11 protein-coding genes are annotated in these 15,767 nt (G+C 70.8%); 7 read left to right on the forward strand and 4 right to left on the reverse strand.

Annotated features, from left to right (window positions below; genetic code table 11):
* Positions 1 to 111: 111 nt before the first annotated feature.
* From ACU6WZ_RS19130 to ACU6WZ_RS19140, 3 genes are all read left to right on the forward strand, one after another.
* A complete protein-coding gene (locus ACU6WZ_RS19130) occupies positions 112 to 3,846 on the forward strand; it encodes an ABC transporter ATP-binding protein (protein WP_447029267.1) in 3,735 nt (1,244 codons plus the stop codon).
* Positions 3,847 to 3,943: 97 nt separating this feature from the next.
* Entirely contained in the window at positions 3,944 to 4,315 is a 372-nt protein-coding gene (locus tag ACU6WZ_RS19135; RefSeq protein ID WP_447029268.1) for a hypothetical protein, read from the forward strand.
* Positions 4,316 to 4,380: 65 nt separating this feature from the next.
* Positions 4,381 to 5,805, forward strand: coding sequence for a S28 family serine protease (locus ACU6WZ_RS19140; protein ID WP_447029269.1), 1,425 nt, complete (start codon positions 4,381 to 4,383; stop codon positions 5,803 to 5,805).
* Positions 5,806 to 5,870: 65 nt separating this feature from the next.
* On the opposite strand, the gene ACU6WZ_RS19145 is transcribed toward ACU6WZ_RS19140, so the two are convergent.
* The 3 genes from ACU6WZ_RS19145 to ACU6WZ_RS19155 all read right to left on the reverse strand — a co-directional run bounded on the left by ACU6WZ_RS19145 (position 5,871) and on the right by ACU6WZ_RS19155 (position 9,595).
* Positions 5,871 to 7,685, reverse strand: coding sequence for a glycoside hydrolase family 3 protein (locus ACU6WZ_RS19145; protein WP_447029271.1), 1,815 nt, complete (start codon positions 7,683 to 7,685; stop codon positions 5,871 to 5,873).
* 192 nt (positions 7,686 to 7,877) lie between these two features.
* Complete coding sequence (locus ACU6WZ_RS19150) at positions 7,878 to 8,669, reverse strand: sugar phosphate isomerase/epimerase family protein (RefSeq protein WP_447029272.1); 792 nt, start codon at positions 8,667 to 8,669, stop codon at positions 7,878 to 7,880.
* Entirely contained in the window at positions 8,666 to 9,595 is a 930-nt protein-coding gene (locus ACU6WZ_RS19155) for a bifunctional helix-turn-helix transcriptional regulator/GNAT family N-acetyltransferase (RefSeq protein WP_447029274.1), read from the reverse strand. The genes ACU6WZ_RS19150 and ACU6WZ_RS19155 overlap by 4 nt, the downstream gene beginning before the upstream one ends.
* A 72-nt stretch (positions 9,596 to 9,667) precedes the next feature.
* On the opposite strand from ACU6WZ_RS19155, the gene ACU6WZ_RS19160 reads away from it, so the two are divergent.
* A complete protein-coding gene (locus ACU6WZ_RS19160; protein ID WP_447029276.1) occupies positions 9,668 to 10,504 on the forward strand; it encodes an ABC transporter substrate-binding protein in 837 nt (278 codons plus the stop codon).
* Positions 10,505 to 10,907: 403 nt separating this feature from the next.
* Here the strand turns inward: ACU6WZ_RS19160 and ACU6WZ_RS19165 are convergent, their stop codons facing one another.
* The gene (locus tag ACU6WZ_RS19165) at positions 10,908 to 12,047 is read right to left on the reverse strand and encodes a LacI family DNA-binding transcriptional regulator (protein WP_447029277.1); all 1,140 of its coding nucleotides are present in this window, start codon (positions 12,045 to 12,047) and stop codon (positions 10,908 to 10,910) included.
* 99 nt (positions 12,048 to 12,146) lie between these two features.
* On the opposite strand from ACU6WZ_RS19165, the gene ACU6WZ_RS19170 reads away from it, so the two are divergent.
* The 3 genes from ACU6WZ_RS19170 to ACU6WZ_RS19180 are packed head-to-tail and all read left to right on the forward strand — an operon-like array spanning position 12,147 to position 15,300.
* Positions 12,147 to 13,298 carry a Gfo/Idh/MocA family protein gene (locus ACU6WZ_RS19170; RefSeq protein ID WP_447029278.1) on the forward strand — a complete coding sequence of 384 codons (1,152 nt, stop codon included), beginning with the start codon at positions 12,147 to 12,149 and terminating at the stop codon, positions 13,296 to 13,298.
* Positions 13,295 to 14,473: a dihydrodipicolinate synthase family protein gene (locus ACU6WZ_RS19175; protein WP_447029279.1), complete on the forward strand. Its 1,179-nt coding sequence runs from the start codon at positions 13,295 to 13,297 to the stop codon at positions 14,471 to 14,473. Before ACU6WZ_RS19170 ends, ACU6WZ_RS19175 begins: the two co-directional genes overlap by 4 nt.
* Positions 14,470 to 15,300 (forward strand): sugar phosphate isomerase/epimerase family protein, encoded by an 831-nt coding sequence (locus ACU6WZ_RS19180; RefSeq protein ID WP_447029280.1) that lies wholly within the window; start codon positions 14,470 to 14,472, stop codon positions 15,298 to 15,300. The genes ACU6WZ_RS19175 and ACU6WZ_RS19180 overlap by 4 nt, the downstream gene beginning before the upstream one ends.
* The last annotated feature ends 467 nt before the right edge of the window (positions 15,301 to 15,767 follow it).

Raw genomic sequence — 15,767 nt, forward strand, 5'->3', positions numbered from 1 at the left:
GGGGCCCCGCTCGGTCCTAGGACCAACGGCCCCACTTCGCCGCAGCGGGATGAAATCCGCACCCCACCGCGTTGGAGCCTTCCGGTAGAGCGGGACGATCGGGAGGCAGCAGTGGCGGCGGCAGATCAAGGGTGGGCACGGCGGCTGGCGGGGTACGCCTGGCGGTACCGGCGCAATGTCGTGCTCGCGCTCGGGTCGTCGCTCGGCGGCATGGCCGTGATGGCGCTCGTCCCGCTGATCACCAAGGTCGTGATCGACGACGTCATCGGGGACAGCACCAAGTCGCTCGCCGTATGGACCTCGCTGCTGATAGTGGCCGCCGTCGTCGTGTACGGCATGACCTACATCCGGCGCTACTACGGGGGCCGCCTCGCCCTCGACGTACAGCACGACCTGCGCACCGAGATGTTCGGCACCATCACCCGCCTCGACGGGCGCCGCCAGGACGAGCTGTCCACCGGGCAGGTCGTGGGCAGGGCCACCAGCGACCTCCAGCTCATCCAGGGCCTGCTCTTCATGTTGCCGATGACCATCGGCAACGTGCTGCTCTTCCTGATCTCCCTGGTGATCATGGCGTGGCTCTCGCTGCCGCTCACCGTCGTCGCCCTCGCCGTCGCCCCCGCCCTGTGGTTCATCGCGAAGCGCAGCCGCGTCCGCCTCTTCCCGGCCACCTGGTACGCGCAAGGGCAGGCCGCCGCCGTCGCCGGGGTCGTCGACGGGGCCGTGTCCGGCGTACGCGTCGTGAAGGGGTTCGGGCAGGAGGACCAGGAGACCGGGAAGCTGCGCGAGGTCAGCCGGCGGCTCTTCGCCGGGCGGCTGCGGACCGTCCGGCTGAACTCCCGCTACACCCCGGCGCTCCAGGCCGTGCCCGCACTCGGACAGGTCGCCATGCTCGCCCTCGGCGGCTGGCTCGCCACCCGGGGAGAGATCACCCTCGGTACGTTCGTCGCCTTCTCCACCTACCTCGCCCAGCTCGTCGGCCCCGTGCGCATGCTCGCCATGGTCCTGACCGTCGGCCAGCAGGCGCGGGCCGGCGTCGAGCGCGTACTGGAACTGATCGACACCGAACCGTCGATGGAGGACGGGACGAAGGAGCTCCCGGCCGACGCCGGGGCGAGCGTCGAGTTCGACGACGTCAGCTTCGGGTACGAGGCCGACCGGCCCGTCCTCGACGGCTTCTCGCTGGAGATCCGCGCCGGCGAGACCGTCGCCGTCGTCGGCTCCTCCGGCAGCGGCAAGTCGACGGTGTCGCTCCTGCTGCCGCGCTTCTACGACGTCTCCCACGGCGCCGTCCTCGTCGGCGGCCACGATGTCCGCGAGCTGACGCTCGACTCGCTGCGGGCCGCGATCGGGCTCGTACCGGAGGACAGCTTCCTCTTCTCCGACACCGTGCGCGCCAACATCGCCTACGGCCTGCCCGACGCCACCCAGGAGCAGATCGAGACCGCCGCCCGCGCTGCCCAGGCGGACCGGTTCATCGCCGCGCTGCCGAACGGCTACGACACCACCGTCGGCGAGCACGGCCTCACCCTCTCCGGAGGCCAGCGCCAGCGGATCGCCCTCGCCCGCGCCATCCTCACCGACCCCCGCCTGCTCCTCCTCGACGACGCCACCTCCGCCGTGGACGCCCGCGTCGAGCACGAGATCCACGAGGCACTGAAGTCCGTCATGGCCGGGCGTACGACGCTGCTCATCGCGCACCGCCGCTCCACCCTCAACCTCGCCGACCGCATCGCCGTGCTCGACGCCGGCCGCCTCGCCGACATCGGTACGCACGACGAACTCCAGCGCCGCTCCGCGCTCTACCGGCGGCTGCTCACCGACCCCGACGAGCTCGGCGGCGTATCGCCCGGGCACATCCTCACCAAGATGCCGGAACCGGCGGACGACCGCACCGTGCAGGCGGAGCTGGACGCCGAGTTCGACGCCGAGCGCGGGATCACGCCCGACCTGTGGGTACGGGACGAGACCTCGCCGGACCTGGCCATGGACCACGCGCCCGGCATGCCCGCCACCCCCGAACTGCTCGCCCAGGTCGAAGCGCTGCCGCCCGCCCACGACGTGCCCGCCATCGACGAGGCCCGCGCCGTCCAGCCCGAGAAGTCCTACGGCCTGCGCCGCCTGCTGCGCGGCTTCGGGCGGCCGCTGCTGGTCAGCCTCGGCCTCGTCGCCGTCGACGCGGGCATGGGACTGCTGCTGCCCATCCTGATCCGGCACGGCATCGACGAAGGCGTCACCCAGCTCGCCATCGGCGCGGTCTGGGCGGCCGCCGGGCTCGCCCTGCTGTCCGTGCTCGCGCAGTGGATCGCCCAGACCGGCGAGATGCGCATGACCGGCAAGACCGGCGAACGCGTCCTCTACTCGCTGCGGCTCAAGATCTTCGCGCAGCTCCAGCGGCTCGGACTCGACTACTACGAGCGCGAACTGACCGGCCGCATCATGACCCGTATGACGACGGACGTCGACGCCCTGTCGACGTTCCTGCAGACCGGTCTCGTCACGGCCTTCGTCTCCGTCGTCACCTTCTTCGGCATCATGGTCGCCCTCCTCGTCATCGACGTGCAGCTCGCCCTCGTCGTCTTCGCGACGCTCCCAGTGCTGATCATCGGCACGTACTTCTTCCGGAAGTCGAGCGTCAAGGCGTACGAACTGGCCCGCGACCGGGTCTCCGGCGTCAACGCCGACCTCCAGGAGTCGGTGTCCGGACTGCGCATCGTCCAGGCGTTCCGCCGCGAGCGCTCCGGCGCCGAGAACTTCGCCCGGGGCAGCGCCTCCTACCGCGAGGCACGGGTGCGCGGCCAGTGGCTGATCTCCATCTACTTCCCCTTCGTGCAGCTGCTGTCGTCGGTCGCCGCCGCCGCGGTGCTGATCGTCGGCGCCGGCCGGGTGGAGGCGGGCACACTGACCGCCGGCGCGCTGGTCGCGTACCTCCTCTACATCGACCTGTTCTTCGCCCCCGTGCAGCAGCTCTCGCAGGTCTTCGACGGATACCAGCAGGCCACCGTCTCCCTGCGACGCATCCAGGAACTCCTGCGGGAACCCACCTCCACCGCCGCCCACGACCGTCCGAAGGACGTCCGGGCGCTGCGCGGCGAGATCGCCTTCGAGGACGTCACCTTCCAGTACGGCGGCGCGGACGGCGCGGAGGAGGCGCTCACCGGGATCGACCTGCGCATCCCCGCCGGTCAGACCGTCGCCTTCGTCGGCGAGACCGGCGCGGGCAAGTCCACCCTGGTCAAGCTGGTCGCCCGGTTCTACGACCCGACCAGCGGACGCGTCACCGCCGACGGCGCCGACCTGCGCGACCTCGACATGACGGCGTACCGCCACCGCCTGGGCGTCGTACCGCAGGAGGCGTACCTCTTCGCGGGTACGGTCCGCGACGCCATCGCCTACGGGCGGCCCGAGGCGAGCGACGCCGAAGTGGAGGCGGCGGCCCGCGCGGTCGGCGCCCACGACATGATCGCGACGCTGGACGGCGGCTACCTGCACGCCGTCGCCGAACGAGGCCGCAACCTCTCCGCCGGCCAGCGCCAGCTCATCGCGCTCGCCCGCGCCGAGCTCGTCGACCCGGACGTACTGCTCCTCGACGAGGCCACCGCCGCCCTCGACCTCGCCACCGAGGCGCAGGTCAACCAGGCCACCGACCGCCTCACCGGCCGCCGCACCACCCTGGTCGTCGCGCACCGCCTGACCACGGCGGCGCGCGCGGACCGGGTCGTGGTGATGGACCACGGCCGGGTCGTCGAGGACGGCACGCACGACGAACTGCTGGCCCTGAACGGGACGTACGCCCGGCTGTGGCGCACCTTCGTGGGGGAGGACGAGCCCGCGCCGGCCCTCTGAGCGCAACCGTGCTCCGTACCGCCTGCGTCCGTACGGACGTACGCTCACGTGAGGCAAAGGGGCACGAGTGTTCGGTGGGGCGATGAGAAAACACCTGATGTACGGACTTGTTGTGGCAGTCGCGGCGGCGGGCCTGGCCCTCGTGGGACCCGGCGCCATGAGCGCCGAGGCCGCCCAGGGCCCCACCGCCTGCACCGGCCGCAAGGTGAAGACCGTGACCTTCGCCACCGGCGAGCTGCGCGTCTACAAGAGCCGCCGCTACGTCTGCGCGACGACCGTCGCCAGACGCGCCGGCGCACGCCAGCACATGTCGGTCAGCATCCAGGCCCGTGGCAGTCGCACCGCGAGGGACAGCGGCCGCTTCTCCTACCGCGCGGGACCGGTGACGGTCTACGCCCTCAACCGCTGTGTGCGGGCGCACGGTTCGGTCGGCGGGAAGAAGGCGTCGACTGGCTGGATTCTCTGCTGACCCTGGTGGTACGGGAGTTGCCCGACTAGGTTCGCCCCGTCGTCTGTGACTACAGGGGAGGACGAATGCGCAAGGCGCTCAGATGGCTGCTGTCACTCGTGGTGCTCATCGGGACCGTGGGAATCAGCAGCGCACCGGCCGGGGCGGCCACCGCCGCAGAGCCGGACATCAAGGACAGGATCCTCGCGATACCGGGCATGAGCCTGATCGAGGAGAAGCCGTACACCGGCTACCGCTATTTCGTACTGAACTACACCCAGCCGGTCGATCACCGGCGCCCCTCCAAGGGCACCTTCCAGCAGCGCATCACCCTGCTGCACAAGGCCACCGACCGCCCGACGGTCTTCTTCACCAGCGGATACAACGTCTCGACGACGCCCCGGCGCAGTGAGCCGACGACGATCGTCGACGGCAACCAGGTGTCGATGGAGTACCGCTTCTTCACGCCGTCCCGCCCGTCGCCGGCCGACTGGTCGAAGCTCGACATCAAGCAGGCGGCGAGCGACCAGCACCGTATCTTCACCGCGCTGAAGAAGATCTACGCCAAGAAGTGGCTCTCCACCGGAGGTTCCAAGGGCGGCATGACCGCCACGTACTACGAGCGCTTCTACCCGCGCGACATGGACGGCGTCGTCGCGTACGTCGCGCCCAACGACGTGGTGAACAAGGAAGACGCGGCGTACGACCGCTTCTTCCGTAACGTCGGCACCAAGGAGTGCCGCGACGCCCTGAACGCCGTGCAGCGCGAGGCACTTGAGCGCCGCGCCCCGCTCAGCGCCAAGTTCAAGGAGTGGGCCGACGCCAACGGCGCCACCTTCGACACGGTGGGCAGCCTGGACAAGGCGTACGAGTCTACGGTCCTCGACTTCGTCTATGCCTTCTGGCAGTACAGCCTGGCGAGCGACTGCGCCGACGTGCCCGCCGCGGACTCCTCCGACCAGGTCATTTACGACTACGTCGACGGCATCGCCGGATTCGCCGCCTACGCCGACCAGGGCCTGGCGACGTACACGCCGTACTACTACCAGGCGGGAACCCAGCTCGGCGCCCCGCAGCTCAAGTACCCGCACCTGGCTGGCCTCATGAACTACGGCCCCGAGTACTTCCAGCCGCGCGCCTACGTGCCGCGCGACATCCCGATGAAGTTCAACCCGAGCACCATGCGCGACGTGGACAGCTGGGTGCGGCACAACGCCGAGCGCATGCTGTTCGTGAACGGGCAGAACGACCCGTGGAGCGCCGAACCCTTCCGCCTCGGCAAGGGCGTGGAGGACTCCTACGTCTACACCGCGCCCGGCGCCAACCACGGCGCCAACGTAGCGGCCCTGGTCCCCGACCAGAAGGCGAAGGCGACCGCCGCCATCCTCGAATGGGCGGGCGTGGCCCCGGCCGCCGTCCAGGCGGACCCGTCGAAGGCGAAGCCGCTGGCGCGTTACGACGCCAAGCTGGACAAGCGTGACGTGGAGCAGCGCCAGACCTTGCGCCCGTAACGCACCTGTCCGGGGTACGCCGAATCAACGGCGTACCCCGGACACCAACGGTACTTCTAATACTTCTAGTACTTCAGCCCGTGCCCGACCGGGTACAGCACCTTCGTCGGGTCGTCGGCCCGCAGCACCGGCACCGGCAGCCTCCCTTCGGGAGTCGCCTGCCCGGCGATGACCCGCGCGGCGGCCCGCAGTTCGACGTCGGTCCACGAGTACGCGGCGACGCTCGCGCCGAACCCGCTGAGCTGGGCGATGTCGTACGGGTTGCGGATCGCCACGGTCACGACGGGCACCCCCGTCGCCGCCAGCTCACGCACCAGCGTGCGCTGCGGGCTGGTCGCCGAGACGTTGTACGTCCCCACCACCACCACGTCCTTGCCCCGCGCCGCCGCCACCGCTTCGCTGATCTTCGCCGCGGTCGGCGTGATCCCGGTGGACAGGGCGGTGGCGGTGAACCCGAGTTCGGTCAGCGCCCCGGCGAGCACACCGGTGGGCGGCCCGGTGGACCCGGACGGGGAGGACGGATCGGCGCCGACCACCAGCACAGCGCGGTGCGTACGCCGACTGAGCGGCAGCAGTCCGCCCTCGTTGGCGAGCAGCGTGGTCGTGCCCTCGGCGATCCTGTCCGCCGCCGCGAGGTGTGAACGTACGCCCACCGTGCGGTCGACGCCCTTGTGGCTGACGTACGGGTCCCGGAACAGCCCGAGCTTCGCCTTCAGCAGCAGGATGCGCAGGATCGATTCGTCGATCCTGGCCACGCTCAGCTCCCCGCCCCGCACGGCCGCCAGGACGGAGTTCCAGGCGAGCGGCAGGTCCGGCGGGTTCAGCAGCTGGTCGCAGCCGGCGAGCAGCGCGAGCACCGGCACCCGGTCGTCGCCGTACTTCTGCCGCACGCCCGCCATGGCCAGCGAGTCGGTCACCACGACCCCGTCGTAGCCGAGCCGCTCGCGCAGGACGCCGGTCAGGATCGGCTTGGAGAGCGTCGCCGGGTCCTTGGCCGGATCCAGCGCCGGGACGACGATGTGCGCCGTCATGATCGAGTCGATTCCGGCGGCGATGGCGGCCCGGAACGGCGGGGCGTCCAGTTCCTCCCACTGGGCGGCGGTGTGATGGATCGTCGGCAGCGCGTAGTGGCTGTCGTCCTTGGTGTCGCCGTGTCCGGGGAAGTGCTTGGACGTGGCGGCGATCCCGGCGCCCTGGTAGCCCTTGACCTGCGCGGCGACCATCCCGGCCACGGCCTGCGGGTCGCTGCCGAAGGACCGTACGCCGATGACCGGGTTGGCGGGGTTGACGTTGACGTCCGCGACGGGCGCGTAGTTCTGCACGATGCCCATGGCGGCCAGCTCGGACCCGGCGACCTGCGCCGCCCGGCGCGCGTCGGACCGCGACCCGCCGGCCCCGAGCGCCATCGCACCCGGCACCAGGGTGGCGGGCTTGCCGACACGGGCGACGATGCCGTGCTCCTGGTCGGTGGAGATGAGCAGCGGTACGGGGGTGTCCTGGGCGAGGCCCGCCCGCTGGATCCCGTTCGACAGATCGGCGATCTGGTGCGGCTCACGCGTGTTGTGCGCCCACGCGAAGTAGATGATGCCGCCGACGTGGTACTTCGCGACGAGGTCGGCAGCGGTCCTGACCCCCAGCTCCTTGAGGTTGAGGTCGATGTCGACCTGGTCCGGATCGGTCGCGGAGTGGCCGTATGCCCGCATCACGAAGAGCTGGCCGACCTTCTCCTCCAGGCTCATCCGGGAGATGAGCCGCTTGAGCCGGTCACGGGTGGACGCCCGGACGGAGTCGTCCGCGAGGGCGGGTGCGGAGTTCATGGCGGTCGCGGCCACGGCGGCAGCGGTCGCGGTGAGCAGGGTGCGTCGGGAGGTGCGGTGCACGTGAGCTCCTTACAGCCTTGGGCCGACCGGCAATTGGGGCCGGCTTTGCCGGTCGGCCTTGCTCGACAACGGAGTTGAAGGAAACTTCCAAGGAGTCACGGATATCCGGAAACTAACTGCCAGGTCAAGGGTCCGGGCAGCACCAAGCACCTCGTGTCGCCGCGCGACCGACGCGAGAAGGGCGGAACTTCCCTACATCTCACCCCACTTCAGCCCCCGAAGATGTTCCCGCCCGTCCGCCAGCAGTCCGGGCAGCTCCGCCGCCTGCGGGTACCAGCGCTTCTCGTACTCCCAGCACACCCAGCTGTCGTCGTCCAGCAGCGCGACGCACTCGCCGAGCGGCAGCACGCCCGTGCCCAGCATCAGTGGAGCCGTGTCGTGCGCCGAAGCGATGTCCTTGACCTGGGTGTAGCCGAGATGCGGGCCGAGAACGGCATGGGAGGCCGCCGGGGTCTCGCCGCCCAGCCAGGTGTGCATGACGTCCCACAGCGCGCCGACGTTCTTGTGGCCGACCGGTCCCAGCACACGTGAGGCGGCCGCTCCGGTGCGGTGCGAGTCGTGGGTCTCCAGCAGGATGCGTACGCCGTAGTCCGCCGCCGACTCGGCGGCCAGCCCCAGTCGCCGCGCCGCCGCCGCGTCCGCCTCCTCCTGGCTCTGCTCGTCGCCGCCGCCGGGGAAGACCCGGACGTACGGAGCCCCGAGATCACGCGCCAGCGCCATCAGCCCGTCCAGCTCCTCCCGCACAGGCCCGTCCTCACCGGGTGCCGCCACCTTGACGTACCCGGCCACCGCCAGAATGCTGACGCCTGCCCGCCCGAAGGTCTCCACCACATCGGCCCGCGCGTCCGGTCCGATGCCCGGGTGGACCGGCTCCTCGGGGTGGGCGCGCAGCTCCACCCCGTCGTAACCGGTGTCCTGCGCGAGCCGCGCGACGTCGCTCATGGGCATGCCCGGGACCCCGAGCGTGGAGAAGGCGTACTTCACTGTGTTGGTCCTTCCTTCAGGGTGAGCCGCCAGTCCTGGCCCACCAGATCCACTCCGTACGAGTGGTGCGGTTTCTCCTCCACCAGCGTGAATCCGGCGCGCTGGTAGATCTTCCGGGCAGCTGACAGCACATCATTCGTCCACAACACGACTTCCCGGTAGCCCGCTGCGTAAGCGAAGTCGATCACCGTGCGGACCAGCAGGTCACCCAGCCCGTGCCCGCGCGCCGAGGGGTCCACCAGCAGCAGCCGCAGGCGTGCCGTCCCGGGCGTGTCGTCGCGTGCGCACATCACCGACCCCACCGGCCGGCCGTCGAGCTCGGCGATCCACACCCGCTCCAGCTCCGGGTCGTGATCCTGCGCGAAGTCGGCGACGATCCGCGCGACCAGCCCCTCGAACCCCGCATTCCACCCGAACTCGGCGCTGTACAGCGCACCGTGCCGCTGCACGATCCACCCCAGATCCCCGCCCACCGGCGCCCGCAGCGCAGGCCGCCCACTCCCGCGACCGGCAGCTCCCAGTACCTCCCGAATGGTCCGCATCGCCCCGGTGAGGCGCACCAGCTCCTCCTCCGGTACGCCCGCAACCAGCGAGCCCACCGCCGCACGCGAACGCTCGTCCAGCAACGCCGCCGCCTCCCGCCCCCGCGCGGTCGGCGTGACCCGCTGACGCCGCGCGTCGTCCTCGGACGGTTCGCGCTCGATCAGCCCGTCTCGCTCGAACTTCGCCAGCAGCCGGCTCAGGTACCCGGCGTCCAGCGACAGCTGCGCGCGCAGATCGGCGGCGTCCAACCGCTCGCTGTGCGCGAGTTCGTACAGCACACGGGACTCGGTCAGCGTGTACGGCGTGTACAGGTGGCGGCTGTAGTCGAGCGCGCCGATGAGATTCGTGTAGTAGCGGTTGAACGCGCGGATTTCCTGGATCACGACTCTCCTTCCTTGACTGAGTCAAGAATAATCCCTCGCGTACGGACGCTCCCAACGGGGCAGTACTGGCCCATGACAGCAGCGATATGGCAATTCACCGACGACCGCGGCCAGGTGTCGTCGGCGCCGCACTGGCCCACGAAGGCCGTCGCCTACATCCAGGCAGGGGCGACGCTCTGGGACCACGGCTTACTGCCCCTGGGCGTCTTCGGTTCGTTCCACGACGGCCCCGGCCCCGACCGCGCCAAGTCGGGCCGTCTCCCGCTGGGCGAGATCGCCTACTTCGGCGCGGGCGCCACTCTGGACCCCGACCGCGTCCTGTCGGCGGGAACCGAGCTGCTCATCGCGGTCAGCTACGACGGCGACAGCGTCTACGGAATGGACCCGGCCGTCGCGAAGCGCATCGAGGAACAGGTCCCCCTGGTGGTCCTGGAAGTCGGGCAGGGCCGATCGCTGGACGAGATCCGGGGCCGCTTCGCGGCCCTGGCGGCCTCACTGGGCGGCGCGGAGCCCCCGGTGGCCCTCGACGCGGCCCGCCAGAACCTGCGTACCGCCGCCGCGGGGCCCGACGCCCCCCGGGTCCTGGCACTGTCCCCGTCCGGCGACCGCGTCCACCTGGCCCGCCCCCAGTCCTGGCCCGACCTGCGCGCCCTCATGGCGCTCGGCGTAAACCTCCCGGAACCACCGCCCGGGACCGGCGCGAACTGGTCCACCGTCCCCTGGCCCGAGGCCGCGGCGCTGGCCCCCGACATCATCCTGGCCGACACCCGCACCAACGCCATCCCCCTGGACCCGACCCACGTATCTCACGCCAGGGTCATCCCCTGGAACCCGGAACTCCCCGCCAGCGCAACGTCCCACGCAACCTTCTTCACCACCCTGACCCAAGCCCTGACACTCCCGGCATAGCCCTGCCATCGAGCCACCACCGCCCCCGACCCGCCAGCACCGGACCGCACCGGAACCGGCCCACCAGGACCGGATCGCACCGGAACCGGCCCACCGGGCCCGGCCCTACATGGACCGCACCGGAACGGGCTCACCGGACTCGCCCCCCTCACGCCGGCTGCCCCCACCGGCGTGAGGGGGCGGGACGCGCAGGGGGTGGTGTTCGGGACGTAGAGCGTGATTGGTGGGCAGCAGGCGGGCTTCGCAATTGAAAACGCCCTCAGCGCCCTAAATCATGCAGTCCCGAATGCCGCCCCCGGAGCGGCCCGCCCCCGCCCACACCGACCGGCGCAAGCCAAGCTGGCCCGTGACCCCCGGGGCCAAGCCCGCCAGGCCCGTCACCCCGGGCCGAGGCCGCCAGCCGTCACCCCCGGGCAACCCCCGTAGACCCCCGCACCATCAACTCCGCCGGCACCGAAGCGATACCCCCCGGCGGCGCAGCCTCCCGCCCCACCGCCAGCCGCCCCGCCCGAGCCCCCGCCTCGTACAACGGCAGCCGCACCGTGGTCAGCCCCGGCACCGCGTCAGCCGAGAACGGCAGGTCGTCGAACCCGGCCACCGACACGTCCTCCGGAATCCGCAGCCCCTGGTCCCGCAAAGCCGCGCACGCCCCGAGCGCCACCGTGTCGTTCGCCGCGACCACCGCCGTCAACCCCGGCTCCCGCCGCAGCAACCACAGCGTCGCGTCGTACCCCGACCGCCGGTCGTACGGCCCGTGCACGATAAGCCCGGCATCACCACCCGCACCCGCACCCGCACCCGCACCCGCACCCGCACCCGCACCAGCGCCCGCACCACCCCCAACCCCCGCCGCAGCAAGCGCCTCCCGATGCCCCTCCAGCCGATGCCGAGTAGTCGTACGCTCCACCGGCCCCGCGACGTACCCGATCCGCCGATGCCCCAGCGCCAGCAGATGCTCGGTGAGCCGCCGCCCCCCACCCCGGTTGTCGAACGTCAGCGTGGCCGCGGCCACAGCGCCGCCGGCCCCCGACAGGGCGATCGGTGGCCGCCCGCACAACACCACCCGAGCCCCCCCGTCCGCCAGCTTCCCGAGCTTCGCCGCGACCGCAGCCGAATGCTCGGCGTCCTCGATCGCACCCCCGGTGAGAATCACCGCGGCCGCCCGCTGCCGCTGCAGCAACGTCAGATACGTCAGCTCCCGCTCGGGCGACCCTCCCGTATTGCAGACAATGGCCAGCTTCTCCCCACCGGCCCGCCCGCCCCCACCACCCGCTTCGCCCCCACCTATTTGCGACTGCGCAGCCCCAGCCATGATCCCGAAGAACGGATCGGCGATGTCGTTGACCAGGATCCCCACCAGATCCGACGTGGCCGCGGCCAGTGAACTCGCCGGCCCGTTCAGCACGTAGTCGAGCTCGTCGACCGCCCGCAGCACCCGCTCCCGCGTGGCGACGGCGACCGGGTAGTTGCCGTTGAGCACACGGGAGACGGTGGCAGGCGACACCTGGGCGCGGGCCGCCACATCCGCCAAGGTCACTGTCATCTGGTCGGTCCTCCGGGTCTTGTACGAGCCGCTGTCCGCAGGCTAGCTTCCTAGCGCATAGAAAGCGCTTGCTATAGCTGCTGCGAGGAAGGAACTTTCGTGACACGCAAGACAGTGCGCATCGCCATGAACGGCGTGACTGGGCGAATGGGGTACCGCCAGCACCTGGTCCGCTCGATTCTCGCCATCCGCGAGCAAGGCGGCCTGGACCTGGGCGAAGGCACGTTCCTGTGGCCGGAACCCGTCCTGGTGGGCCGTCGCGAGCACGCACTCAAGGAGCTGGCCGTCCGCCACGACCTCACCCACTGGTCAACGGACCTGGACGCCGTACTCGCGGACGAGGCGATCGACATCTACTTTGACGCGCAGGGGACGTCCGCCCGTGAAGAGTCGATCAAGAAGGCGATCGCGGCCGGCAAGCACATCTACACCGAGAAGCCCACCGCGACCGGCCTCCCGGGGGCACTCGACCTGGCCAGGGCGGCCCGTTCGGCCGACATCAAGCACGGCGTGGTCCAGGACAAGATCTTTCTCCCCGGCCTGCGCAAGCTGAAGCGTCTGATCGACGGCGGCTTCTTCGGCGAGATCCTCTCCATCCGGGGCGAGTTCGGCTACTGGGTCTTCGAGGGCGACTGGCAGAACGCGCAGCGCCCGTCCTGGAACTACCGGTCCGAGGACGGCGGCGGCATCGTCGTCGACATGTTCCCGCACTGGGAGTACGTACTGCACGAGCTGTTCGGCAGAGTCGCCACGGTCCAGTCCCACGTCACCACGCACATCCCGCAACGCTGGGACGAGCAGGGCAAGCCGTACGCGGCCACGGCCGACGACGCGGCGTACGGCATCTTCCAGCTGGAGGGCGGCGCGGTGGCCCAGATCAACTCGTCCTGGGCGGTGCGCGTGCACCGCGACGAACTGGTGGAGTTCCAGGTGGACGGAACCCACGGCTCCGCCGTCGCCGGCCTGCGCAACTGCCGTGTGCAGCACCGCAGTGCGACGCCCAAGCCGGTCTGGAACCCGGACCTCCCGGCGACGGAGTCCTTCCGCGACCAGTGGCAGGAGATCCCGGACAACGACACCTTCGACAACGGCTTCAAGGCCCAGTGGGAGCTGTTCCTGCGCCACGTCACGCTCGACGAGCCCTATACCTGGGACCTCCTCGCGGGCGCGCGCGGAGTGCAGCTGGCCGAGCTGGGCCTCAAGTCGTCTGCGGACGGACGCCGTTACGACGTACCGGAGCTGTCGCTGTGACGATCCGACTCCCGGGCACAACCCGGCACACGCACCGCACACTCCCGCACCGCACATACGAACCCCGCAAGGAACCCGTGGCCCTCCCGCCCCTCGGAGCCCCCCTGACCTCCCGCACGGTGTACTCGGCGGCCCATGTGGTGGCCGACCCGTACGCCGGCGTGTCGCCGGACGGATCCCCGGCCGTCGACTGGGAAGCCACGCTGGCCTTCCGCCGCCACCTGTGGTCGCACGGCCTGGGCGTGGCCGAGGCCATGGACACCGCGCAGCGCGGAATGGGCCTGGACTGGCCGGTCGCGGCGGAACTCATCCGCCGCTCGGCCAAGGAGGCGGCAGCAGTCGACGGCGCGATCGCGTGCGGCGCGGGCACCGACCAACTACCATCCGGCGACCACACCCTGGCGGAAGTCACCACGGCGTACGAGGAACAGCTCACCCTGGTCGAGTCGACCGGCGCCCGGGCCATCCTCATGGCATCGAGAGCCCTGGCGGCAACCGCCCGCGGCCCCGAGGACTACCTGGCGACGTACGGCCATCTCCTGCGCCAGGCGAGCGAGCCGGTGATCCTGCACTGGCTGGGCCCGATGTTCGACCCGGAGCTGGCGGGCTACTGGGGCAGCGCCGATTTGGACGCCGCCACGGACACCTTCCTGGACGTCATCGCGTCGCACCCGGACAAGGTCGACGGCGTCAAGATCTCGCTGCTGGACGGCCAGCGGGAGATCGCCCTGCGCCGGCGCCTTCCCCGAGGGGTGCGCTGCTACACGGGCGACGACTTCAACTACCCCGAACTCATCGCGGGTGACGACCAGGGCTTCAGCCACGCCCTGCTCGGCATCTTCGACCCGCTGGGGCCGCTGGCGGCGGAGGCGGTCCGTTCCCTGGACGCGGGTGACGTGAAGACCTTCCGTGAGCTGCTCGACCCCACGGTCGAGTTGTCCCGCCACCTCTTCGAGCCGCCCACCCGCTTCTACAAGACGGGCGTCGTCCTCCTGGCCTGGCTGGCCGGCCACCAGTCGCACTTCACGATGGTCGGCGGCCTGCACTCCGCCCGCTCCCTGCCTCACCTGGCCCGCGCGTACGAACTGGCCGACGGCCTCGGCCTGTTCCAGGACCCGCAGCTCGCGGAGGCCCGCATGAAAACCCTCCTCACGCTGCACGGGGTCGACCAGTGACGGACCACACCGCCCTCTCCCGCCTCAGCCTCAACCAGGAGACCATCAAGCAGTGGTCGCTGCCCGAGCTCGCCGAAGGCTGTGCGAAGGCGGGCATCGCCGGCGTGGGCCTGTGGCGGGCCCCGGTCCAGGAGTACGGCGTCGAGCGCACCGCCCGCCTGATCCGCCACGCCGGCCTCACGGTCACCAGCCTGTGCCGGGGCGGGTTCCTCACGGGCCACGCCGCCGAACGCACCTCGGCCCTGGCGGACAACCGCCGGGCGATCGACGAGGCGGCCACCCTCGGCACCACCACCCTGGTCCTGGTCTCCGGCGGCCTCCCGCCCGGCAGCCGCGACCTGCACGGCGCCCGCGAGCGCATCGCGGACGCCCTGGCCGAGCTGGCGCCGTACGCCAAGGAGCGCGACGTAACCCTGGCCGTCGAACCCCTGCACCCCATGTTCGCCTCCGACCGCTGCGTGGTCTCGACCCTGGGTCAGGCCTTGGACCTGGCGGAACGCTTCCCGGCGCGGGAGGTCGGCGTGGTCGTGGACACCTACCACCTGTGGTGGGACGACCGCGTCGCGGCGGACATCGCCCGCGCGGGCGAGCGCATCGCCGCATTTCAGCTGGCGGACTGGATCACACCGCTGCCCGCGGGCGTACTGCTGGGCCGCGGCCAACTGGGCGACGGAGCGGTGGACTTCCGCGACTTCCGCGACCACGTGGACGGGGCGGGCTACACCGGCTGGATCGAGGTGGAGATCTTCAACGAGACACTCTGGTCCCGCGACGGCACGGAGGTCCTGGCGGAAGTAGCCGACCGGTACGTCACCCACGTGCTCTGACAGTTACGGCCTGGTGCGCGATAGCCGGCGTCGCGGGCCCGTCCCCTATCGGGCACCAGGCCGTTACGCCTGTGATCGTTCCTGGCCGCCTTGTGCCCGTCTCAAATATCTCCGCATCAACGTGCAACCGTTCGCCCACTCCGCGGGTCCTACTTGGCATCAGGGCTTCCGGGGGGAATCCGGGGGGATCAAGGGAGGCCTGAACGGTGGGGGGATCTGAGGAGCCCGGTCGACAGACCGGGCTTCCTTGGTTTCCGGAACCGACGCGCCCGCAGGCGCCCCGCACTGCCGGCCAGGGCTTCGCCCGCCCCGACAAAGCCTGCTGTTCCCGCTCCGCCCCAGGCCTAGACTTGACCATCCTGACAGGGCTACGGGGTGGGGTGGAGACAGCGCTCAGCGAGTTCGCGACCAGCGCCGAGCTTTCCCCTGTTGCCCCAGCAAGCACCGACCGAACGGACACCGTCACC

The organism is Streptomyces hypolithicus (assembly GCF_052934925.1).

Excerpts from the sequence above, each read along its gene's own strand:
- ACU6WZ_RS19160 (WP_447029276.1), top strand. The coding sequence starts at position 9,668 with ATGACAGCAGCGATATGGCAATTCACCGACGACCGCGGCCAGGTGTCG.
- ACU6WZ_RS19140 (WP_447029269.1), top strand. The coding sequence starts at position 4,381 with ATGCGCAAGGCGCTCAGATGGCTGCTGTCACTCGTGGTGCTCATCGGG.
- ACU6WZ_RS19165 (WP_447029277.1), bottom strand. The coding sequence starts at position 12,047 with ATGACAGTGACCTTGGCGGATGTGGCGGCCCGCGCCCAGGTGTCGCCT.
- ACU6WZ_RS19135 (WP_447029268.1), top strand. The coding sequence starts at position 3,944 with ATGTACGGACTTGTTGTGGCAGTCGCGGCGGCGGGCCTGGCCCTCGTG.